Raw genomic sequence first — 20,741 nt, 5'->3', positions numbered from 1 at the left:
AGCACCTTCACCAGCCGCGAGACCGCCACTCGTCGAGGTGCGGACGCTCAGCGCCGAGGGTGGTCGGGGCTCCGTGTCCGGGGTGGACGACGGTGTCGTCCCGGAACCGGCCGAAGATCTTCTCCTCGACGTCACCGAGGAGCTGCGCGAACCGCTCCGGGTCGTGGTTGGTGTTGCCGACCCCGCCGGGGAACAGAGAGTCACCGGAGAAGATGTGGGTGCGACCGGCGACCGCGTCGGGCTCAGACACCTCGTCCGGCTCGACGAGCACGAGGGCGACCGAGCCGGGGGTGTGGCCGCGGAGCGGGACGACCTCGAGGTCGATCGTCCCGGCGACGAGGTGCTCGCCCGCGTGCAGGCGCTGCCGCGTGGGCACGCTGATGGCCTCGGCGTCCTCCGCCCCCGCGGCGGTGGTCGCACCGGTGACACCGACCATGTCTTCGAGCGCCCCGACGTGGTCGTGGTGGCTGTGCGTGGTGACGATGAGGTCGAGGCGCGCAGACCCCGAGCCCTCGCGCACGAGCGCGAGCAGCCGGTCCGAGTCGGCAGCGGCGTCGACGAGCACCTGTGCGCCGGTGGTCCGGCAGGTCAGCAGGTACGCGTTGTTGTCCATGGGACCGACCGCCACCGACCTCAGGTCGACGTGGTCGAGCCGGGTCAGCCGGGTCGGTGAGGCCGGTGCGGTGCTCTGGTCGTCGGTCATGGTGCGTCCTTCCTCGTCCTCGGGGCGCCGCTCGGCGCCTCCGCCGTGCCGGTGGTCGTCGTGCCTGTGCTGGTCGTCCCGGTGCTCGTCGTGCCGGGGGCGTGGTGCCCCGCGGAGTGCAGACCGCCACGGTCGCTCGTGGCTCGGTCGAGGCTGTGGACTGCGCGCACGAGCCCGAGGTGGGAGAAGGCCTGCGGGAAGTTCCCGGCCATCCGTGCGCGTTCGTCGTCGTACTGCTCAGCCATGAGCCCGAGGTCGTTAGCCGAGCCCACGAGGGTGTCGAGCAGCTGCTGCGCCTCGTCGGTCTCGCCGGTGCGGGCGAGGGCGTCGACGAGCCAGAAGGAGCACACGAGGAACGGTGCCTCGTCGCCCTCGAGGCCGTCACCTGTCTGCTCGGTCTCGTAGCGCCTGACGAAGCCGTCCTTGGTGGCGAGGGTCCGCTGGATCTCCCGGACCGTCCCGACGAACCTCTCGTCGGTCGGGTCGATGAACCCCACCTGGGCCATCTGCAGCAGAGACGCGTCCGTGTGCTCGGCTCCGTAGTACTGGACGAAGGCACCGAGCCCCGTGTCGAAGCCGTGCTCCATCACCTGGGCGTGGATCTCGTCACGGGCAGCCTTCCAGTGCTCGACGGGACCGTCGAGGCCGTGCACCTCGACACCCCTCACGGCTCGGTCGATCGCCGCCCAGCTCATCACGCGCGAGTGCACGAAGTCCCGCTCGGGTCCTCGGACCTCCCAGATCCCACGGTCCGGGCGGTCCCAGTGCTCGACGAGCGCGTCCACCAGGTGCCTCTGCAGCGACCAGCTGTCGGCCGTCTCCGTGAGCCCTGCGTCCCGCGCCATGTCGAGCGCGCACATGACCTCGCCAAGCACGTCGTTCTGCACCTGGTCCACCGCCGCGTTCCCCACCCGCACGGGCCTGGAGCCCGCGTACCCGGGCAGGTGGTCGAGCTGTCGCTCGGGGAGGTCGCGGCGCCCGTCGACGCCGTACATGATCTGCAGGTCTTCAGGGTCACCGGCGACGGCGCGCAGCAACCAGTCGCGCCAACCGACGATCTCGTCGTGGTAGCCGGACTCGACGAGCGCCTCGAGGGTCATGGCGGCGTCGCGCAACCAGCAGTACCTGTAGTCCCAGTTGCGCTCCCCGCCGAAGTCTTCGGGCAGGGAGGTGGTCGCGGCCGCGACGATCCCGCCGGTCGTGCTGCTCGACAGGAGCCGCAGGACGAGCAAGGACCTGACGAGGGGCTCGCGATAAGGGCCGGAGTAGGGCGTCTGGCGGGCCCAGTCGTGCCAGCTGTCGGTCGCCGTGGCGATCACGTGCGCGACGGACAGCGGTGGGGGAGTCGCACCCCAGGACGGTGTCCAGGTCGAGGAGAACGTGAAACGTTCGCCCTCGCTCGCCTCGAAGACGTCTCGGTGACGGTGGTCCTCGGCCCGCGGGAGCCGGGTGCCGCGCAGCAGCAGCGAGTCCGGGCCGGCGACGGCGCGGATCGCGTGCCGCCCGGTCCGGTGGTCGTCGTCGACCCGGCTCACCCAGGGTTCGTAGGCCCCGTAGCCGAACCGCACCACCCATTCGTGCTCGATCGTCACGTGGCCGTGGAGCACCTCGAGCTCGCGGACCAGGTCCGCCCGTCCGTCGCCGGGTGGCATGGCGTCGACGACGCGTGCTGTGCCTGTCGCTGTCGTGTAGGTGGTCACCAGGACGAAGGAGTCGCCGAGGTACCGCCGTGTCACCGACACGGGGTCGCGGACCGTCAGCAGCCACCGTCCGTTCTCGGGGGTGCCCAGCAGCGCGGCGAAGCACGCCGGGGAGTCGAAGTCGGGCAGGCACAGCCAGTCGACCGACCCTGTCCGGCTGACGAGTGCGCAGGACCGCCCGTCGCCCAGGACCGCGTAGTCCGCGATCGGTGTCGAGCAGGGGGCGGTGTCGAGCGCAGGGCTGTCAGGCATCTCCCGATTGTGGTCTCTCGGCCGTCGTCGAGCACGTCGGGGGAGGTCGGAGCGGTGCGGGAGGCATCTGGGGGCTCGTCGAGGGCTCAGGAGGCTACCGTCACGTCGCGGGTCTCGGAGCCGTGAGGGCGGGTGCAGTGAGGCCCGGCGACGGCACCCGGAACGCGCGACCCGGTCGCAGTTCTTCGAACAGGTGTGCGCGTGTCGGTGGTCGACCGTACGATGTCCGGGTGAGTGATCGCCTCGTCGTCCAAGGTGCCCGTGAGCACAACCTCCGCAACGTCGACCTGGATCTTCCCCGTGACGCCCTGATCGTCTTCACCGGTCTGTCAGGCTCTGGGAAGTCCTCGTTGGCCTTCGACACCATCTTCGCCGAAGGGCAGAGACGGTATGTCGAGTCGCTGTCCGCGTACGCGCGCCAGTTCCTCGGCCAGATGGACAAGCCCGACGTCGACTTCATCGAGGGCCTCTCGCCCGCGGTGTCGATCGACCAGAAGTCGACCAATCGGAACCCTCGGTCGACCGTCGGCACCATCACCGAGGTCTACGACTACCTCCGTCTGCTCTTCGCGCGCGCCGGCACGCAGTACTGCCCGGTGTGCGGCGAGCGTGTCACCGCCCAGACCCCGCAGCAGATCGTCGACAGGCTGCTCGAGCTCCCCGAGGGCACGCGGTACCAGGTGCTCGCACCTGTCGTCCGCGGACGCAAGGGTGAGTACGCGGACCTGTTCAAGGAGCTGCAGTCGAAGGGCTTCGCCCGTGCCCGGGTCGACGGCGAGGTCGTCCAGCTCACCGAGCCCCCGACTCTCGAGAAGAAGCTCAAGCACACCATCGAGGTGGTCGTCGACCGTCTCGTCTCGCGCGAGGGCGTCCAGCGTCGTCTGACCGACTCGGTCGAGACCGCCCTCGGCCTCGCGGGTGGTCTCCTGGTCGTCGAGATGGTCGACGCCGAGGAGGGCGACCCGGACCGGGAGCGCCGGTTCTCCGAGCACCGCGCGTGCCCGAACGACCACGTGCTCACCCTCGACGAGATCGAGCCGCGGACCTTCTCCTTCAACGCGCCCTACGGTGCGTGCCCCGAGTGCACAGGCATCGGCATGCGCCTCGAGATCGACCCTGAGCTCGTCATCCCCGACGAGGACAGGTCGCTCGCCGACGGGGCCGTCGCCCCGTGGTCGCAGACCTCCTCCGAGTACTACCAGCGGGTCCTCGGTGCCCTTGCCAAAGACCTCGGCTTCTCGATGGACGTCCCCTGGCGAGCGCTGCCCGAGCGCGCCCGCAACGCTGTGCTGCACGGCCAGAACCACGAGGTGCAGGTCAAGTACCGCAACCGCTGGGGCCGTGAGCGCCAGTACTCGACAGGCTTCGAGGGAGTCATCTCCTTCCTCGAGCGCCGTCACTCCGAGACCGACTCCGAGTGGTCGAAGGAGAAGTACGAGGCCTACATGCGCGAGGTCCCGTGCCCAGTCTGCGACGGCACGCGCCTCAAGCCCGAGGTACTTGCGGTGCGCGTCGACGGCAAGTCGATCGCCGAGGTCTGCGCCCTCCCGCTGCGCGAGGCCCGCGACTTCCTCGACAACCTGCAGCTCGGTGTGCGCGAGCGTGCGATCGCGACGCAGGTCCTCAAGGAGATCCAGGACCGTCTCGGGTTCCTGCTCGACGTCGGGCTCGACTACCTCTCGCTCATGCGTCCCGCCGGCACCCTGTCCGGTGGCGAGGCCCAGCGCATCCGCCTCGCGACCCAGATCGGATCAGGCCTCGTCGGCGTGCTCTACGTCCTCGACGAGCCGAGCATCGGTCTGCACCAGCGGGACAACCGCCGCCTCATCGACACGCTGACCCGCCTGCGCGACCTCGGCAACACGCTGATCGTCGTCGAGCACGACGAAGACACGATCCGCACCGCGGACTGGGTCGTCGACATCGGCCCGGGCGCCGGCGAGCACGGCGGACGTGTCGTGCACTCCGGCGACTATGCGGGTCTGCTCGAGGCTCCCGAGTCCGTCACCGGCGCGTACCTCGCCGGCCGTCGGTCCATCCCGATGCCGACGCTGCGCCGTCCCGTCGACCCCAAGCGCCAGCTGACCGTGGTCGGAGCGCGTGAGCACAACCTCACCGGGATCGACGTGAGCTTCCCGCTCGGGGTGCTCACCGCCGTCACCGGTGTCTCGGGCTCGGGCAAGTCGACGCTCGTCAACTCGATCCTCTACACGGTGCTCGCCAACGAGCTCAACGGTGCCCGCCAGGTCGCCGGCCGCCACAAGAGGGTCACCGGGCTCGAGCACCTCGACAAGGTGGTCCACGTCGACCAGGGACCGATCGGGCGCACACCGCGCTCGAACCCCGCTACCTACACGGGGGTGTGGGACCACGTCCGACGCCTCTTCGCCGACACGAGCGAGGCGAAGGTCCGCGGCTACACGCCGGGTCGCTTCTCCTTCAACGTCAAGGGTGGGCGCTGCGAGGCGTGCTCCGGCGACGGCACGCTCAAGATCGAGATGAACTTCCTCCCCGACGTCTACGTCCCCTGCGAGGTCTGCCACGGGGCGCGGTACAACCGCGAGACCCTCGAGGTGCACTTCAAGGGCAAGACCGTTGCCGACGTGCTCGACATGCCGATCGAGGAGGCCAACGAGTTCTTCGCGGCGGTCCCGGCGATCTCCCGTCACCTCAAGACGCTCGTCGACGTGGGTCTGGGCTACGTGCGTCTCGGGCAGTCGGCCCCGACGCTCTCGGGTGGTGAGGCGCAGCGCGTCAAGCTCGCGAGCGAGCTGCAGAAGCGCTCGACGGGCCGGACGATCTACGTGCTCGACGAGCCGACGACGGGTCTCCACTTCGAAGACATCCGCAAGCTGCTCGCGGTGCTCCAGTCCCTCGTGGACAAGGGGAACTCGGTCCTGGTGATCGAGCACAACCTGGACGTCATCAAGAACGCCGACTGGGTCATCGACATGGGCCCCGAGGGCGGGTCCGGTGGTGGCCTCGTGGTCGCCGAGGGCACACCCGAGCTGGTCGCGTCGGTCGAGGCCAGCCACACCGGCCGGTTCCTCGCGGAGGTGCTCCAGAACCACGAGCCTGCGGGTGTCGCGCCGCTGCCGAAGAAGACCGCAGCAGCTGCCGTGACGAAGAAGCCAGCCAAGAAGCCCGCGAGCCGGGCGAAGGCCAAGCTCAAGGAGTGACGTGCTGCGCCTTGCGCGGCTGAGCACGTGCCGCCTCCGACGACAGTCGGTAGGGCTGTGACGAGAGGCGGTACCCGCAGGGGTGCCGCCTCTCGTGCTGCAGCCCCTCGTGCGGTGGTCCCCGCCGAGGCCCGGTGCCACACTCGGGAAGATGAGCGACACGCCTTCGAGCCGCCGCCCGACGAGCGGCACCCACAACCCCGTCGACGACCGTGACGAGAGCGTCTCCGAGCGAGCCGACCGCAACTGGGCTGAGCTCCTGCAAGAGCTCAGGGTCACGCAGACCGGCAGCCAGATCCTCACGGGCTTCCTCGTCACGCTGCCGTTCCAGCAGGCCTTCGCGGAGCTCGACAGCCTCCAGCGGGGCACCTACGTCACGCTGCTCCTGCTGTCCGTGCTCGCGACGGTCCTGCTCGTGGCGCCTGTCGCGGCCCACAGGGTCCTGTTCCGTCGCCACCTGAGGCTCTTGCTCGTCCGTGAGGCGGACGTGTGCGCCCGCACAGGGCTGGTGGTCCTCGGTCTCGTACTCACCGGCGTGACGTTCTTCCTCGTCGACGTGATCTTCACCCGGCCTGCTGCCCTCCTGACCGGGGCTGTGGTGCTGCTCGTCGTCCTCGCCCTGTGGCTCGTCGGACCTGTCGTCATGCTGCGACGGGCACAGTCGGCAGAGCACGACCAGAGGTAGTCCTGCAGGGTCGATGGTCCAGAGACGACCTCGAGGCGTCCCGGGTGCAGTCCACAGCGTTCGCCGTGCGTGCTCTCGTCCGTGTGCCTACCATCCACTGACTGCGCGGCACCGGGCTGGCGTGACCAGCGTGGCTGGCGGAGGAGAGACGAGGTAGGCGTGCAGCGACCGACGACCACGCTCGAGGGTGGCGTGCACCGAGCAGACCTGACGAGCGGCCGGCCCACCCGCCGGTCGACCGCGATCGACGCCCTGCTCGCCGAGGTCCCCGACCTGGGGACCGACGTGCCGGCCTCCGTCGACTGGGCGGTCCGGATCGGTGACCTCGTGCCGGGGCCCGGGCTCGGCCGCACCCTCGAGCTCTGGGAGACTCTCGCGTCGACGGCGGCGCTCGACGTCGGTGTGGCCCGCGTCCTCGAGCCGCACCTCGACGCGCTCTCGATCCTCGACCAGGCACCCGACGGCACGGACCTCGCCGAGCTGGGAGACACCCCGAGCAGCTGGGGCGTGTTCGCCGCCGAAGGACCGGGAGTGCGTCTCGAGGCGCGCCCGGTCGGCGGCGGCTGGCAGCTCGACGGGGTGAAGCCGTGGTGCTCGCTCGCCGCCGACCTCAGCCACGCCCTGGTGACCGCCTGGACTCCTACCGGCAGGCGGCTCTTCGCCGTGTCGCTGCGAGACGACGGCGTGAGGCCCGAGACCGGACCGTGGGTCTCCCGCGGCCTGCGGCAGGTCGTCTCTGCCCCGGTGACCTTCCGTTCCGTCCGGGCGATCCCCGTCGGCGACGACGAGTGGTACCTCACGCGCCCCGGCTTCGCCTGGGGAGGCATCGGCGTCGCGGCAGCCTGGTGGGGCGGGGCTGTCGGTGTGGCCCGCGACCTCTTCGACGCCCTCGGTGAGCGCGAACCCGACCAGATCGCGCTCGCACAGCTCGGAGCCGTCGACACGAGCCTGCGAGCGTCGCGTGCCGCGTTCCTCGACGCAGCGACCGTCGTCGATGCGCCACCGTCTGCGGCCGACAGAGCAGCCGGTGGCCACGGTGACCCGCTCCTCGGCGTCGTGCCCGGTTCGGCTGGTGCTCAGACTCCTTCCATGCTCGCTCGCCGCGTCCGTGGAGCAGTCGCCCGCACGGTCGAGGAGGTCCTCACTCGGTCCGCTCACACCCGAGGCCCTGGTCCGCTGACCGCCGACGAGCGGCACGCTCGGAGGGTTGCCGATCTCGCTGTCTACGTCCGTCAGCACCACGCCGAGCGCGACGACGCATCCCTCGGCAAGGCCCTGCTCGCGGGCGGGGTCCGACCATGGTGAGCTTCGACCACCGCGACGTCGGGACGCTCGAGGCCGACTGGGAGCGGTCAGGACGGCTCGGCACGCTCGAGCCTCTCGACGTCTCCGGGCTCGAGTCCCTGGCCGCCCGGTCCGCGCTGCGCGTCGTCGTGCTGGCGGCCCACCCGGACGACGAGACGCTCGGGGCTGCCGGGCTCGTCGCCCGTCTCGCCCGGGCGGGCGCGCGCGTCTCCTACGTCATCGCCTCGGACGGAGAGGCCTCCCACCCTGACTCCCCGACGACGAGCGTCGAGGCTCTCGTCCGCACCCGCCGGCGCGAGCTGCTCTCGGCGGTCCAGCACGTCGCCCCCGGAGCGGCGGTGCACCTCCTCGGGCTGCCTGACGGCGGGCTGCGCGAGCACCGGGCCGAGCTCAGGGCATCGGTCGAGTCTGTGGTCACGGCTGACGGTCCGCACGGCCGCGACGGCACGACGCTGGTCGTCGCGCCGTGGGCCGGCGACGGTCACCGAGACCACCGCATCGTCGGCGAGGTCGCGCGGGAGGTCGTGCAGGGAGCGGCCGGCGAGCGTGAGCTGCGTTTGGTCGAGTACCCCGTGTGGTTCTGGCACTGGGGTGCTCCGGACGGCCTCGCGCATCCATGGTCGTCGATGCGTAGGCTCGACCTGACCGTCGACGAGCTGGACTGTCGGCGTCGTTCTCTCGCGGAGCACCGGAGCCAGGTCGCCCCGCTGTCGGAGCAGCCTGGTGACGAGGCGCTGCTCGGTCCGGAGATGCTCCGCCACTTCGACAGGCCCTACGAGGTCTTCGTCGTCGAGAAGAGGGCAGAGACAGACCCTTCCCAGCCCGACGATGCGTCGGAGCAGCCCACCATGACCAGCAGCCTCGGTGAAGAGTTCTTCGACAGCTTCTACGAGGGCCGCTCAGACCCCTGGGGTTTCGAGTCGCGCTGGTACGAAGAACGCAAGCGTGCGATCACCCTCGCGAGCCTCCCGCGCCAGACCTTCCGCGCCGGGCTGGAGATCGGCTGCTCGACGGGTGTGCTGACCGAGGCGCTCAGCCAGCGGTGCGGCACGATCCTCGGGGTCGACATCGCCGCCGCCCCGCTCGATGTCGCGCGTCGGCGCCTGGGCGACGGCGCACGCTTCGAGCAGCTGACGACACCGCGCGAATGGCCCGCTGGGGACTTCGACCTGATCGTGCTCTCCGAGGTCGGCTACTACTACGGCCCGGAGGACCTCGTGACGATGCTCGACCGCGCGGTCGCCTCGCTCACGCCGGACGGTGTGCTGGTGCTCTGCCACTGGCGCCACGAGGTCGAGGAGTACCCGCTCAGCGGCGACGAGGTCCACGCGGCGGCTGCTGAGCGGACCGACCTGGCCCGCCTCCTCCGGCACGAGGAAGAAGACTTCCTGCTGGACGTCCTGGTGCGCCCGCCGGCACGTTCCGTCGCACGAGAGACAGGCCTGCTGTGACGGGCGCCCCCGCCCACGGCGCACGCTCCGTCGAGGGCCACGAGCCCGGGTCGGAGATCCGTGCTGTCTGCGTGGTCGTCCCCGTGCACGACGAAGAGGCGTTGCTCGGCAGGTGCATCGCCGGGCTCCGCCACGCCGTGCACCACGAGCAGGCGCGGGCGGGAGGGGTGCCGGTCGAGGTCGTGCTCGTCCTCGACGGCTGCACCGACGCCTCCGCGAGCATCGCTCGGCTGTCGCCGTTCCGCGTGGTCGAGGTGTCCGAGCGACGGGTCGGCGCGGCCCGAGCCACAGGCGTCGAGGCAGGCCTCGACGCCCTCCGGGAGACCTGCGGCCCGCTGCCCGACCAGGAGATCTGGATCGCGTCGACCGACGCCGACTCGCTCGTCCCCGCGCACTGGGTGTCGTCGCAGACCGGTCTCGCCGACCAGGGGGCGGACGTCGTCGTCGGCACGGTCCGCCCGGACCCTGCCGACCTCACGCACCGCCAGCGTGCGGCGTGGCAGGCGACCCACGTCCCGGGCCGGGCCAACGGTCACGTGCACGGCGCGAACCTCGGGATGCGCGCAGACGTCTACGCGGCTGCCGGCGGCTATCCGCCTGTCGACGAGCACGAAGACGTCGCCCTCGTCGCCCGGGCGCGCGCCACGGGAGCCAGGGTGGTCGCGAGCGACGAGGCCTGGGTGCTGACCTCTGGACGCCAGCAGGGGCGCACTCCTGGTGGGTACGCGCGCTACCTGCGGGAAGACCTGGTCGGCGAGGCCTCGGCCTGAGCCTGTCGGCGCACGTGCACACGCCTCCCCACACGCACACGCCGACGCACATGAGCAGGTGCAGTCAGAGGCACGGCAGGCTCGCCCTGAGTGGAGAGCTGGTCCCGCCCTGCTCAGCCGGCCGCGTGGACTACCGGCCGCACGTGCACGGGGAAGTTGACCGAGCGGGAGATGAAGCAGTGCGCATGAGCCTTCTCGTGGAGCTCTGCCAGGAGGTCGTCGGACGCCTCGGAGGACACGGTCACCTTCGGGCGCAGCTCGATCTCGGTGAACTGCCCGGCACCGGCAGCCTCGACGCGCATCGTCCCGACGGGGGAGTCGGTGTACGCCGTGACGATCACGTCCGACTGCGCCGCGACGTGCAGGAACCACAGCATGTGGCACTCGGAGAGCGAGGCGACGAACAGCTCTTCGGGGTTGTGCCGGGCGCTGTCCCCGCGGAACGCCGGGTCTGAGCTCGCCAAGATGTCGGGCTTCCCCTCGACGGTGACCACGTGGTCGCGCGAGTAGGCGGTGTAGCTGGAGGTCCCGGTCTCGCCGGCTCCGGTCCAGGTGATCGTGGCGGTGTACGCGTGGAAGGCTCCCATCGGCCCACCGTATCCGGAGTTCACCAGATGTGACACCGGTCACGTCCACGGATGGCGTGACCCACGCCGCCCTCTCTGGCGCGGTCCGTGTCGGCCGCCCCGACTAGGCTCGTCCTATGGCCGATCCAGCAACATACCGACCCGCGCCGGGCGAGATCCCGACGACGCCAGGGGTCTACCGCTTCCGCGACGAGCACGGACGCGTGATCTACGTCGGCAAGGCCAAGAACCTCCGCGCGCGGCTCTCCAGCTATTTCCAGGATCTCTCGGCGCTGCACCCGCGCACCCAGACGATGGTCACGACGGCGTGCTCGGTCGAGTGGACAGTCGTCGGGACCGAGGTCGAGGCTCTCGCCCTCGAGTACTCGTGGATCAAGGAGTTCGACCCGCGCTTCAACGTCAAGTACCGCGACGACAAGTCGTACCCGTACCTGGCCGTGACGATGGGGGAGTCTGTCCCGCGCGCCCAGGTGATGCGTGGCTCCAAGCGCGCTGGCACCCGGTACTTCGGTCCCTTCGCCCACGCGTGGGCGATCCGCGAGACCCTCGACCTGCTGCTGCGGGTCTTCCCGATCCGCACCTGCTCGGCGGGCGTCTACAAGCGCGCCCAGCAGTCGGGTCGCCCGTGCCTGCTCGGGTACATCGACAAGTGCGCAGCGCCGTGCGTCGAGCGCATCTCCAAGGACGCCCACCGCGCCCTGGCCGAGGACTTCTGCGCCTTCATGGCCGGTGACACCGCGAAGTTCATGCGTCGCCTGCGCGACGAGATGGCCATGGCCGCCCAGAACCTCGACTACGAGCGTGCTGCCCGGCTGCGCGACGACATCGGCGCGCTCGAGCGTGCGATGGAGAAGAACGCCGTCGTCCTGCAGGACGGGACCGACGCCGACATCTTCGCGCTCACCGGCGACGAGCTCGAGGCTGCCGTCCAGGTGTTCCACGTCCGGGGTGGGCGCATCCGCGGTCAGCGCGGCTGGGTCGTCGAGAAGGTCGAAGACCTCACCGACGCGGACCTCGTCGAGCACCTGCTCCAGCAGGTCTACGGCACCGCCGACGAGGCGGCCGGCGGCGACGTGAAGGCCGCCCGCGACAGCGGACTGGTCCCGCGGGAGGTCCTCGTCCCCGTCCTCCCGGCGCACCTCGAGGAGATGACCACCTGGCTCTCCGGCCTGCGCGGTGCGCGCGTGGACATCCGCGTCCCGCAGCGGGGTGACAAGCGTGAGCTCGCCGCGACGGTGCTCAAGAACGCCGAGCACGCGCTCGCCCTGCACCGCACCCGTCGTGCGGGCGACCTCACCAACCGGAGCCTCGCGCTCCGCGAGATCCAGGAGGCGCTCGACCTCGACAGCGCGCCGCTGCGCATCGAGTGCTACGACATCTCGACGACCATGGGTACCCACCAGGCCGCGTCGATGGTCGTCTTCGAGGACGGGCTCGCCCGCAAGAGCGAGTACAGGACCTTCGGTGTCAAGGGGCCTGACGGCGAGGGCGCTCGCGACGACACCGCCGCGATGTACGAGGTCATCACGCGGCGCTTCCGACGCTACCTCGCGGAGCGCTCGGACTCGGCCGACCTCGAGATCGAGACCTTCGGCGGCGAGGTCGACGCCGAGACCCCCGCGACCGACCGCAAGCGCTTCGCCTATCCGCCGAACCTCGTGGTCGTCGACGGCGGTCCGCCCCAGGTCGCCGCAGCGGCCAAGGCTCTCGCCGACCTCGGGATCGACGACGTCGCCCTGTGCGGTCTTGCCAAGCGCCTCGAAGAGGTGTGGGTGCCGGGGGAGGAGTACCCCGTGATCCTCCAGAGGTCCTCCGAGGGCCTGTACCTGCTGCAGCGTGTCCGTGACGAGGCGCACCGCTTCGCGATCACCGCGCACCGCAAGAAGCGCGGGAAGGGCATGACGGTCTCCGAGCTCGACTCCGTGCCCGGCCTGGGCCCGGCCCGCAAGGGTGCGCTGCTCCGGCACTTCGGATCGCTCAAGCGCCTGCGCGCGGCGTCGGCCGAGGAGATCGCCACGGTCCAGGGCATGGGTCAGCGCACGGCCGAGGCCGTGGTCGCGGCGCTCCACCCTGCGGGGTCACCGGCTGAGGAAGGCTCGGCCACGGACACCGTGGAGTCGGCGGCGATCCCGTCAGCCGAGCAGTCGGAGCTCGGCGGGTCGGCAGTGGCGGACGCTCCCGAGGGCGAAGGTTCCGTGGCAGCGGGCTCTCCGGGGCCGGGCTTGGACGCGCCCAACCCCGCGCCGGTCGAGACCTCCGACGCGCGGGCCTGACCTGCGGGTGAGTCGGCGACGGAACACTGGCATGCTTGAGGCATGACTGACGACGTCGCTCCGAAGACCGTCCCCGTAGGGATCCCGCAGGTCGAGGCCGTCACGCACCCTCCTGAGCCAGAGGCGAGCGAGGTGCTCATCATCACGGGCATGTCGGGCGCCGGCCGGTCGAGGGCTGCCATGGTGCTCGAAGACCTCGACTGGTACGTGGTCGACAACCTCCCGCCCCGGATGCTCGTCCCGCTCGTCGACATGATGACGCGCGCGGGTTCGTCGATCACCCGCGTGGGTGCTGTCGTCGACGTCCGAGGCCGTGAGTTCTTCAACGACCTGACCGAGGTGCTCGCACGGTTCCGCAAGCGCGGCATCCCGTACAGGATCCTCTTCGTCGACTCCTCTGACGAGGTGCTCGTCCGTCGCTTCGAGCAGGTCCGCCGGCCGCACCCGCTCCAGGGCGAGGGTCGCATCCTCGACGGGATCGCCGTCGAGCGTCAGCTGCTCTCGGCCATGCGCGACCGCGCCGACGTGCTCATCGACACCTCAGAGCTCAATGTCCACGACCTCGCCCGCGAGGTCCGCCGCAGCGTCGCCGAGACCGGCCAGAGCCCCGAGACGCTGCGTATCAACGTGGTCTCCTTCGGCTTCAAGTACGGCATCCCGCTCGACGCCGACCACGTCGTCGACATGCGGTTCTTGTCCAACCCGTACTGGATCACCGAGCTGCGCCACCTCACAGGCCGCGACGCGCCCGTCCGCGACTTCGTGCTCGCCCGCCCGGGGGCCGTCGAGTTCATCGACCGCTACGTCGACGCTCTCGAGCCTGTGCTGTCGGGCTACCTCAACGAGGAGAAGCGGTACGTGACGATCGCGATCGGCTGCACGGGCGGCAAGCACCGCTCGGTCGCCGTGAGCGAAGAGATCGCGCAGCGCCTGCGCGACCGCGGCCACCGTGTCGCCGTCACCGCCCGCGACCTCGGGAAGGAATGACCGTGGGGTCTGGCGACGCCCCCGCTGTCGTCGCGCTCGGAGGGGGGCACGGTCTCTCCGCGAGCCTCTCCGCGCTGCGTCTGATGTCGGACAGGCTGACCGCGATCGTCACCGTGGCGGACGACGGCGGTTCGTCGGGTCGGCTGCGTGAAGAGCTCGGTGTGCTGCCTCCAGGGGACCTGCGCATGGCGCTCGCTGCGCTCTGCGACGACTCCGAGTGGGGTCGGACGTGGCGCGACCTGCTCCAGCACAGGTTCACCTCCACGGGTGACCTCGACCAGCATGCCGTGGGCAACCTGCTCATCGTCGCGCTGTGGGAGCTCCTCGACGACCCCGTCGAAGGGCTCGACTGGGTCGGACGGCTGCTCGGTGCCCGCGGTCGGGTGCTGCCCATGGCGTCGGTCCCGCTGTCGATCGAGGCCGACGTCGTCAGGGACGGCGAGCTGACGACCATCGTCGGGCAGTCCGCCGTCGGGTCGACCGCCAGCCGCGTCGAGAGCATCCGGCTCATCCCGTCGGACCCGCCCGCCCACCCGCAGGCCGTCGAGGCAGTCATGGCCGCCGACTGGGTCGTGCTCGGCCCGGGCTCGTGGTTCTCCTCGGTCATGCCGCACCTCCTGGTGCCCGAGCTCGCCGAGGCCCTCGTCACCTCAAAGGCCCGGGTCTGCCTCACGCTCAACCTCGCGAGCGAGACCGACGAGACCCACGGCATGACGACGGTCGAGCACCTGCGCGCGCTGGCCCGCCACGCCCCGGACCTCCACGTCGACGCCGTCGTCGCGGACCCCCTCGCCGTCGACGACCCCGACCTGCTGCTGGCCGAGGTCGAGCAGATGGGCGCGACGCTGCTCATGCGCCAGGTCCGTCGCGGTGACGGCACGCCCCGCCACGACGCGCTGCGGCTCGCGGCCGCGTACAGGGACGTCTTCGACAACTTCCTCGGAGACGTCGGCACCCGCAGCCTCTGAGTCTCTGAGGCCGTGCAGGCACCCCCGGTGGTGGTCCTGCGGGTCTCGGGACGACGAGCAGGGATGGCAGGATTGACCCATGGCGCTCACGGCTCAGGTGAAAGACGAACTCGCACGGCTCCCGGTCGACAAGACCTCCTGCCGTAAGGCCGAGGTCGCAGCGATGCTGCGGTTCGCCGGAGGTCTGCACCTCATCCAGGGACGCGTCGTCATCGAGGCCGAGCTCGACACCGCCATCGCCGCGCGCCGGCTGCGCCAGGCCATCGCCGAGGTCTACGGCCACACGAGCGAGATCGTGGTCGTCTCCGCCGGTGGCATCCGACGGGGGAGCCGCTACGTCATCCGGGTCGCGAAGGACGGCGAGTCCCTCGCCCGGCAGACCGGTCTGCTCGACGCCCGGGGCCGTCCGGTCCGTGGTCTGCCGCCCCAGGTCGTCTCGGCCGGTGTCGCCGAGGCCGAGGCAGCGTGGCGCGGGGCGTTCTTGGCCCACGGCTCGCTCACCGAGCCCGGCCGTTCCTCGGCCCTCGAGATCACCTGCCCGGGTCCCGAGGCTGCGCTCGCCCTGGTGGGCTCCGCCCGCCGCCTGGGCATCTCGGCCAAGTCGCGCGAGGTCCGTGGGGTCGACCGTGTGGTCATCCGCGACGGCGAGGCGATCGGTGCCCTGCTGACCCGCCTCGGCGCGCACGAGACCGTCAAGGTCTGGGAAGAGCGCCGGCAGCGCCGCGAGGTCCGCGGGACCGCCAACCGCCTCGCCAACTTCGACGACGCGAACCTGCGCCGCTCGGCGCGGGCCGCCGTGGCCGCGGGAGCTCGGGTCGAGCGGGCTTTCGACATCCTCGGCGCCGAGCTGCCCGACCACCTGCGCGAGGCCGGCGAGCTGCGCCTCGCGCACAAGCAGGCCTCCCTCGAAGAGCTCGGCCAGCTGGCCGTCCCACCGCTCACCAAGGACGCCGTCGCCGGGCGGATCCGGCGTCTGCTGGCGACAGCCGACAAGCGCGCGGCCGAGCTCGGGATCCCGGACACCGAGGCCGGGTTGAGCCCGGACCTGCTCGACCTCTGACGCGGCCGGGGGAGCGCGGCGCCTCGTCCTCTGACTAGCGGGTTGTTCGCGCGCCGCTGCCACGCCGTGCGTTCGCGGCTGCCATCTGCGCACAGCTGCGGAGCGTGCTGCTCGTGCCGTCGGCCGTCGGCCGTCCGCCCACGCCAGGACCTCGGTCCGGGGTCGCCGGGCCGCTCTGCGCACCCCGAGGCCGGCCTCGCACACCGCTGTCGACCGCTCCTCCGTGGGCAACCTGTCCCGCCCATCCCGCCGGGCGGCCACCCAGGCCAGACCTAGGGCTCCAGCAGGCCCAGGACCCCTCCCGGACACGTGCGTGTGACCAGGTCGTGGGAGTTGTTGCCGGATCTTGGCCCGCCGTTGGTTGCCAGGTGCCCAGACCGTGGGGTGAAGCCGTCTCACGGGACGATGGTCCTCACACGAGAGGCCATCTAGGTATAGGCTCAAGGAGTCAGGTTCACGGGAGACCCCGAGCCGGACCGAGGATCGGTCCAGCGACGTCTTTTCGGATACCAGGCAACTCACCAACGTACGCTGACGTACGTGTCGTTCGTCAACTACCGTGCGTCGGTTCGTCCGGCGCGCCCGAGGAGGGCATAGTGACCATCCGCGTCGGAATCAACGGCTTCGGTCGAATTGGACGTAACTTCTTCCGCGCAATCCTTGCGTCTGGAGCAGACATCGAGATCGTCGGTGTCAACGACCTCACGGACAACAAGACGCTTGCGCACCTGCTCAAGTACGACTCCGTCCTGGGCCGCCTCGCCGCCGAGGTCTCGTACGACGAGGACTCCATCTCCGTCGACGGCAAGAAGATCAAGGCCCTCGCAGAGCGCAACCCGGCAGACCTGCCCTGGGGCGCACTCGGTGCCGACATCGTCATCGAGTCGACCGGCTTCTTCACCGACGCCACGAAGGCGAAGGCCCACATCGAGGCCGGCGCCAAGAAGGTCATCATCTCCGCTCCCGCGAGTAACGAGGACGGCACCTTCGTCATCGGTGTCAACGAGGGCGACTACAACCCCGAGACGATGCACATCATCTCGAACGCCTCCTGCACGACGAACTGCCTCGCCCCCATGGCGAAGGTGCTCGACGAGGCCTTCGGCATCGAGCGTGGACTCATGACCACGATCCACGCCTACACCGGTGACCAGAACCTGCAGGACGGCCCCCACAAGGACCTCCGCCGCGCCCGCGCAGCAGCGATCAACATCGTCCCGACCTCGACCGGTGCGGCCAAGGCCGTGGCGCTCGTCCTCCCGCAGCTCAAGGGCAAGCTCGACGGCTACGCGCTCCGCGTCCCCGTGCCCACAGGCTCGGCCACCGACCTCACCTTCACCGCCTCCAAGGAGGTCACGGTCGAGTCGGTCAACGCCGCGATCAAGGCTGCAGCCGAGGGCCCCCTCAAGGGCATCCTCGTCTACACCGAGGACCCGCTGGTCTCCTCCGACATCGTGACGGACCCCGCGTCGAGCATCTTCGACGCTGGCCTCACCAAGGTCATCGGCGACCAGGTCAAGGTCGTCTCCTGGTACGACAACGAGTGGGGCTACTCCAACCGCCTCGTCGACCTCACGGTCCTCGTCGGCGAGAAGCTCTGAATCGCTGCGAATCCCTGAGTCACGGGTGATCACCCGAGCTCGCTGAACCGTCCGCGTGAGTGATGAGAGCCGTCTGGCCACGTCACTCACGCGGACGTTCTCATGTCCGCCCTTTGAACCTGGAGTACCCATGAAGACGATCAAGGACCTCGGCGACCTGCGCGGCAAGCGCGTTCTCGTCCGTTCAGACTTCAACGTGCCGCTCGACGGCACGACGATCACCGACGACGGCCGCATCCGCGCCGCGCTCCCCACCCTCTCCTCGCTCGTCGAGGCCGGCGCGAAGGTCGTCGTCACGGCGCACCTCGGCCGCCCCAAGGGTGCTCCCGAGGACAAGTACTCGCTCGCGCCCGTCGCAGCCCGCCTCGGCGAGCTCCTCGGCGCCCCGGTCACCCTCGCGAAGGACACCGTCGGAGAGTCCGCGAAGGCCACCGTCGCAGCTCTCGGCGAGGGCGAGGTCGCCCTCCTCGAGAACATCCGCTTCGACCCGCGCGAGACCTCCAAGGACGAGAGCGAGCGCCAGAGCCTCGCCGCCGACCTCGCTGAGCTCGCCGACTTCTACGTCTCCGACGGCTTCGGCGTCGTGCACCGCAAGCAGGCGTCCGTCTACGACATCGCCCTCGCGCTGCCCTCCGCCGTCGGCTCCCTCGTGCTCAAGGAGGTCGAGTCCCTCAAGAAGGCGACCGACAACCCCGAGCGCCCCTACGTCGTCGTCCTCGGCGGCTCCAAGGTCTCCGACAAGCTCGGCGTCATCGGCAACCTCATCACCAAGGCCGACCGCCTCCTCATCGGTGGCGGCATGCTCTTCACCTTCCTCGCCGCCAAGGGCTACTCGGTCGGCAACTCGCTGCTCGAGGAAGACCAGATCGACGCTGTCAAGGGCTACCTCGCCGACGCCGAGAAGGCCGGCGTGGAGATCGTCCTCCCGGTCGACATCCTCGTCGCCGACGAGTTCAAGGCGGACTCGCCCGCGACCGTCGTCGCAGCCGACGCGATCCCCGACGGCAAGATCGGCCTGGACATCGGCCCGGAGTCGCAGAAGCTCTTCGCCTCCAAGATCGTCGACGCCAAGACCGCGGTCTGGAACGGCCCGGCCGGCGTCTTCGAGTTCGAGGCCTTCTCCGGCGGCACCCGTGCCGTCGCCCAGGCTCTCGTCGACGCGACGAGCAACGGTGCCTTCACGATCGTCGGCGGCGGCGACTCGGCAGCAGCCGTGCGCATCCTCGGCTTCGACGAGGCCGGCTTCAGCCACATCTCGACAGGTGGTGGCGCGAGCCTCGAGTTCCTCGAGGGCAAGTCCCTCCCGGGGATCGCCGTCCTCGACGCCTGACACACCCGCTCGACAGGGGAGGGCGACGGTCTGCGCAGACCGTCGCCCTCACCCTCGCCCCCACCCCTGACTCACGAAGGTAGGACCACATGGCCAACGCCCGTACCCCCCTCATCGCCGGCAACTGGAAGATGAACCAGGACCACCAGGAAGCCATCCACCTGGTGCAGAAGCTCGCCTGGGCCCTCAAGGACGCCAAGCACGACTTCTCGCAGGTCGAGGTCACCGTCCTCGCCCCGTTCACCGACCTCCGCAGCGTCCAGACCCTCGTCGATGCCGACAAGCTCGAGCTCACCTACGGTGCGCAGGACGTCTCCCAGCACGTCTCGGGCGCCTACACCGGCGAGATCTCGCCCGTGTTCCTCAGCAAGCTCGGTGTCTCCTACGTGGCCGTCGGCCACTCGGAGCGTCGCCAGTACCACGCCGAGGACGACGCGCTCGTCAACGCCAAGTCGAAAGCCGCGCTGGCCCACGGCATCATCCCGATCATCTGCGTCGGCGAGCCCCTCGAGGTCCGCAAGGCCGGTGACCAGGTCTCCCACACCCTCGCCCAGGTCGACGGCGCCCTCGAGGGCCTCTCGGCCGAGGACGCCGCCAAGGTCGTCATCGCCTACGAGCCCGTCTGGGCCATCGGCACCGGTGAGGTCGCCACCCCGCAGGACGCGCAGGAGGTCGCCGGAGCGATCCGTGCCCGCCTCGCCGAGCTCTACTCGGCCGACGTCGCCGACGCCGTCCGCGTGCTCTACGGCGGTTCGGTCAAGTCCTCGTCGATCGCCGAGCTCATGAAGGAGCAGGACGTCGACGGCGCCCTCGTCGGAGGCGCCAGCCTCGACGCCGAGGAGTTCGCCAAGATCGCCCAGTTCAAGGCTGCCGCCGCGAGCTGATCGCCCGACCGACAGGGTGGGACCGGGAGCCCGGTCCCGCCCTGTCGTGCGTCGCAGGCCACGGGCGACGATCCGGGTCGCCGGTCCGGTCAGGACGAGCGTCCGGACCACGGGCCACGCCTCCTGCGAGTGCCTCGCGCTCGACGAGCGTGGGGTGGTCTATCCTGGTAGACGGCACGGATCGTGGTGTCCGTCACCTGCACTCCCCGCCCCGGTCGTCACGACCTCGGCCTGCAGGCGACCGACCTGCTCCACGTGCTGCTGAACATCGGTGCTCCTCGGCGGGCACCTCACCGACGTAGAGGGAAGAACAAGTCTGTGGACATCCTGCGTATCGCGCTCCAGGTCGTGCTCGTCCTCACGAGCGGCTTCCTGATCCTCCTGATCCTGCTGCACAAGGGCAAGGGCGGCGGGCTCTCGGACATGTTCGGCGGCGGTGTCTCTAGCAGCGTCGGCAGCTCCGGGGTCGCTGAGCGCAACCTCAACCGCATCACCGTGGGCTTCGCCCTCGTGTGGTTCGTCGTGGTGGTCCTCCTCGGGCTCATCACCAAGGTCGACACGGGCATCTGACAGCCCATCCATCTCTGGCAGGAGCGGCACAGTGGCCGGTGGTAGTGCGATCCGAGGATCGCGAGTTGGAGCAGGTCCCATGGGCGAGGCCGAGCGGGGCGCGACAGCGCCACGCTTCTTCGTCTCCTACTACTGCGCGAACGGGCACGAGACCCGCCCGAGCTTCTCGATCGAGAGCAACGCCCAGGCGCCCGAGCACTGGGACTGCACCCGGTGCGGCTACCCGGGCGGCCAGGACGCGGAGAACCCGCCGCCCCTCGTGCGCAACGAGCCGTACAAGACGCACCTCGCCTACGTGAAGGAGCGCCGCTCCGAAGAGGACGGCGAAGCCCTCCTCGACGAGGCCCTCGCAGCACTCCGCGCCCGCCGCGGTCGCCGCTGACCAGCAGCCCCCCGCACCTGGCCCGAGCTGGCCGGTGCCTGCTCGACCGTCCGA

Annotated in this window: 17 protein-coding genes; 14 read left to right on the top strand and 3 right to left on the bottom strand. The window is 70.3% G+C overall.

Translation table 11 applies throughout. The annotated features are described in order from the left end of the window. Window positions 1-7: 7 nt before the first annotated feature. Complete coding sequence (locus ASG53_RS12270; protein ID WP_056133322.1) at window positions 8-703, bottom strand: MBL fold metallo-hydrolase; 696 nt, start codon at window positions 701-703, stop codon at window positions 8-10. After that, window positions 700-2,655, bottom strand: coding sequence for a glycoside hydrolase family 15 protein (locus ASG53_RS12265; protein WP_082544004.1), 1,956 nt, complete (start codon window positions 2,653-2,655; stop codon window positions 700-702). Before ASG53_RS12265 ends, ASG53_RS12270 begins: the two co-directional genes overlap by 4 nt. A gap of 230 nt (window positions 2,656-2,885) precedes the next feature. Between ASG53_RS12265 and uvrA the strand changes: the two genes are divergently transcribed. From uvrA to ASG53_RS12240, 5 genes are all read left to right on the top strand, one after another. Continuing rightward, window positions 2,886-5,834 (top strand): excinuclease ABC subunit UvrA, encoded by a 2,949-nt coding sequence (uvrA, locus tag ASG53_RS12260; protein WP_056133318.1) that lies wholly within the window; start codon window positions 2,886-2,888, stop codon window positions 5,832-5,834. A 151-nt stretch (window positions 5,835-5,985) separates the two neighbouring features. Beyond that, entirely contained in the window at window positions 5,986-6,519 is a 534-nt protein-coding gene (locus tag ASG53_RS12255) for a DUF6328 family protein (protein WP_056134253.1), read from the top strand. 159 nt (window positions 6,520-6,678) lie between these two features. Then, the gene (locus ASG53_RS12250; protein ID WP_082544003.1) at window positions 6,679-7,824 is read left to right on the top strand and encodes an acyl-CoA dehydrogenase family protein; all 1,146 of its coding nucleotides are present in this window, start codon (window positions 6,679-6,681) and stop codon (window positions 7,822-7,824) included. After that, on the top strand, window positions 7,818-9,275 hold the full coding sequence (locus ASG53_RS12245) for a bifunctional PIG-L family deacetylase/class I SAM-dependent methyltransferase (RefSeq protein WP_056133315.1): 1,458 nt from the start codon (window positions 7,818-7,820) through the stop codon (window positions 9,273-9,275). The genes ASG53_RS12250 and ASG53_RS12245 overlap by 7 nt, the downstream gene beginning before the upstream one ends. Continuing rightward, the gene (locus tag ASG53_RS12240; RefSeq protein ID WP_082544002.1) at window positions 9,272-10,045 is read left to right on the top strand and encodes a glycosyltransferase; all 774 of its coding nucleotides are present in this window, start codon (window positions 9,272-9,274) and stop codon (window positions 10,043-10,045) included. The genes ASG53_RS12245 and ASG53_RS12240 overlap by 4 nt, the downstream gene beginning before the upstream one ends. Window positions 10,046-10,158: 113 nt before the next feature. Here ASG53_RS12240 and ASG53_RS12235 read toward each other — a convergent pair whose 3' ends face one another. After that, entirely contained in the window at window positions 10,159-10,632 is a 474-nt protein-coding gene (locus tag ASG53_RS12235; RefSeq protein ID WP_056133312.1) for an OsmC family protein, read from the bottom strand. Window positions 10,633-10,748: 116 nt separating this feature from the next. Here ASG53_RS12235 and uvrC point away from each other — a divergent pair, with 116 nt between their 5' ends. From uvrC to ASG53_RS12190, 9 genes are all read left to right on the top strand, one after another. Beyond that, entirely contained in the window at window positions 10,749-12,905 is a 2,157-nt protein-coding gene (uvrC, locus tag ASG53_RS12230) for an excinuclease ABC subunit UvrC (protein ID WP_056133309.1), read from the top strand. 42 nt (window positions 12,906-12,947) lie between these two features. Further along, window positions 12,948-13,892, top strand: a complete 945-nt coding sequence (gene rapZ / locus ASG53_RS12225) for an RNase adapter RapZ (RefSeq protein WP_056133306.1) — start codon at window positions 12,948-12,950, stop codon at window positions 13,890-13,892. Between the two features lie 2 nt (window positions 13,893-13,894). Next, on the top strand, window positions 13,895-14,860 hold the full coding sequence (locus tag ASG53_RS12220) for a gluconeogenesis factor YvcK family protein (protein ID WP_235533913.1): 966 nt from the start codon (window positions 13,895-13,897) through the stop codon (window positions 14,858-14,860). A 79-nt stretch (window positions 14,861-14,939) separates the two neighbouring features. After that, window positions 14,940-15,920, top strand: coding sequence for a DNA-binding protein WhiA (gene whiA, locus ASG53_RS12215; protein WP_056133300.1), 981 nt, complete (start codon window positions 14,940-14,942; stop codon window positions 15,918-15,920). A 596-nt stretch (window positions 15,921-16,516) separates the two neighbouring features. Beyond that, complete coding sequence (gap, locus tag ASG53_RS12210; RefSeq protein ID WP_056133296.1) at window positions 16,517-17,521, top strand: type I glyceraldehyde-3-phosphate dehydrogenase; 1,005 nt, start codon at window positions 16,517-16,519, stop codon at window positions 17,519-17,521. A gap of 130 nt (window positions 17,522-17,651) precedes the next feature. Next, window positions 17,652-18,851: a phosphoglycerate kinase gene (locus ASG53_RS12205; protein WP_056133293.1), complete on the top strand. Its 1,200-nt coding sequence runs from the start codon at window positions 17,652-17,654 to the stop codon at window positions 18,849-18,851. An 89-nt stretch (window positions 18,852-18,940) separates the two neighbouring features. After that, entirely contained in the window at window positions 18,941-19,735 is a 795-nt protein-coding gene (gene tpiA, locus ASG53_RS12200; RefSeq protein ID WP_056133290.1) for a triose-phosphate isomerase, read from the top strand. Between the two features lie 318 nt (window positions 19,736-20,053). Further along, on the top strand, window positions 20,054-20,305 hold the full coding sequence (gene secG, locus ASG53_RS12195; protein ID WP_056134243.1) for a preprotein translocase subunit SecG: 252 nt from the start codon (window positions 20,054-20,056) through the stop codon (window positions 20,303-20,305). Window positions 20,306-20,336: 31 nt separating this feature from the next. After that, window positions 20,337-20,687: an RNA polymerase-binding protein RbpA gene (locus tag ASG53_RS12190; protein ID WP_056133287.1), complete on the top strand. Its 351-nt coding sequence runs from the start codon at window positions 20,337-20,339 to the stop codon at window positions 20,685-20,687. Window positions 20,688-20,741: the final 54 nt, after the last annotated feature.

The sequence above is a fragment of the Sanguibacter sp. Leaf3 genome (assembly GCF_001425965.1).
GTDB classification, from domain to species: Bacteria; Actinomycetota; Actinomycetes; order Actinomycetales; family Cellulomonadaceae; genus Sanguibacter; species Sanguibacter inulinus.
This window is presented reverse-complemented; position numbering and strand designations above follow the sequence as displayed.

Coding starts and splice junctions, on each gene's coding strand:
- whiA (WP_056133300.1), top strand. CDS start 14,940: ATGGCGCTCACGGCTCAGGTGAAAGACGAACTCGCACGGCTCCCGGTC.
- ASG53_RS12265 (WP_082544004.1), bottom strand. CDS start 2,655: ATGCCTGACAGCCCTGCGCTCGACACCGCCCCCTGCTCGACACCGATC.
- uvrC (WP_056133309.1), top strand. CDS start 10,749: ATGGCCGATCCAGCAACATACCGACCCGCGCCGGGCGAGATCCCGACG.
- ASG53_RS12205 (WP_056133293.1), top strand. CDS start 17,652: ATGAAGACGATCAAGGACCTCGGCGACCTGCGCGGCAAGCGCGTTCTC.
- ASG53_RS12255 (WP_056134253.1), top strand. CDS start 5,986: ATGAGCGACACGCCTTCGAGCCGCCGCCCGACGAGCGGCACCCACAAC.
- ASG53_RS12245 (WP_056133315.1), top strand. CDS start 7,818: ATGGTGAGCTTCGACCACCGCGACGTCGGGACGCTCGAGGCCGACTGG.
- tpiA (WP_056133290.1), top strand. CDS start 18,941: ATGGCCAACGCCCGTACCCCCCTCATCGCCGGCAACTGGAAGATGAAC.
- ASG53_RS12235 (WP_056133312.1), bottom strand. CDS start 10,632: ATGGGAGCCTTCCACGCGTACACCGCCACGATCACCTGGACCGGAGCC.
- rapZ (WP_056133306.1), top strand. CDS start 12,948: ATGACTGACGACGTCGCTCCGAAGACCGTCCCCGTAGGGATCCCGCAG.
- ASG53_RS12270 (WP_056133322.1), bottom strand. CDS start 703: ATGACCGACGACCAGAGCACCGCACCGGCCTCACCGACCCGGCTGACC.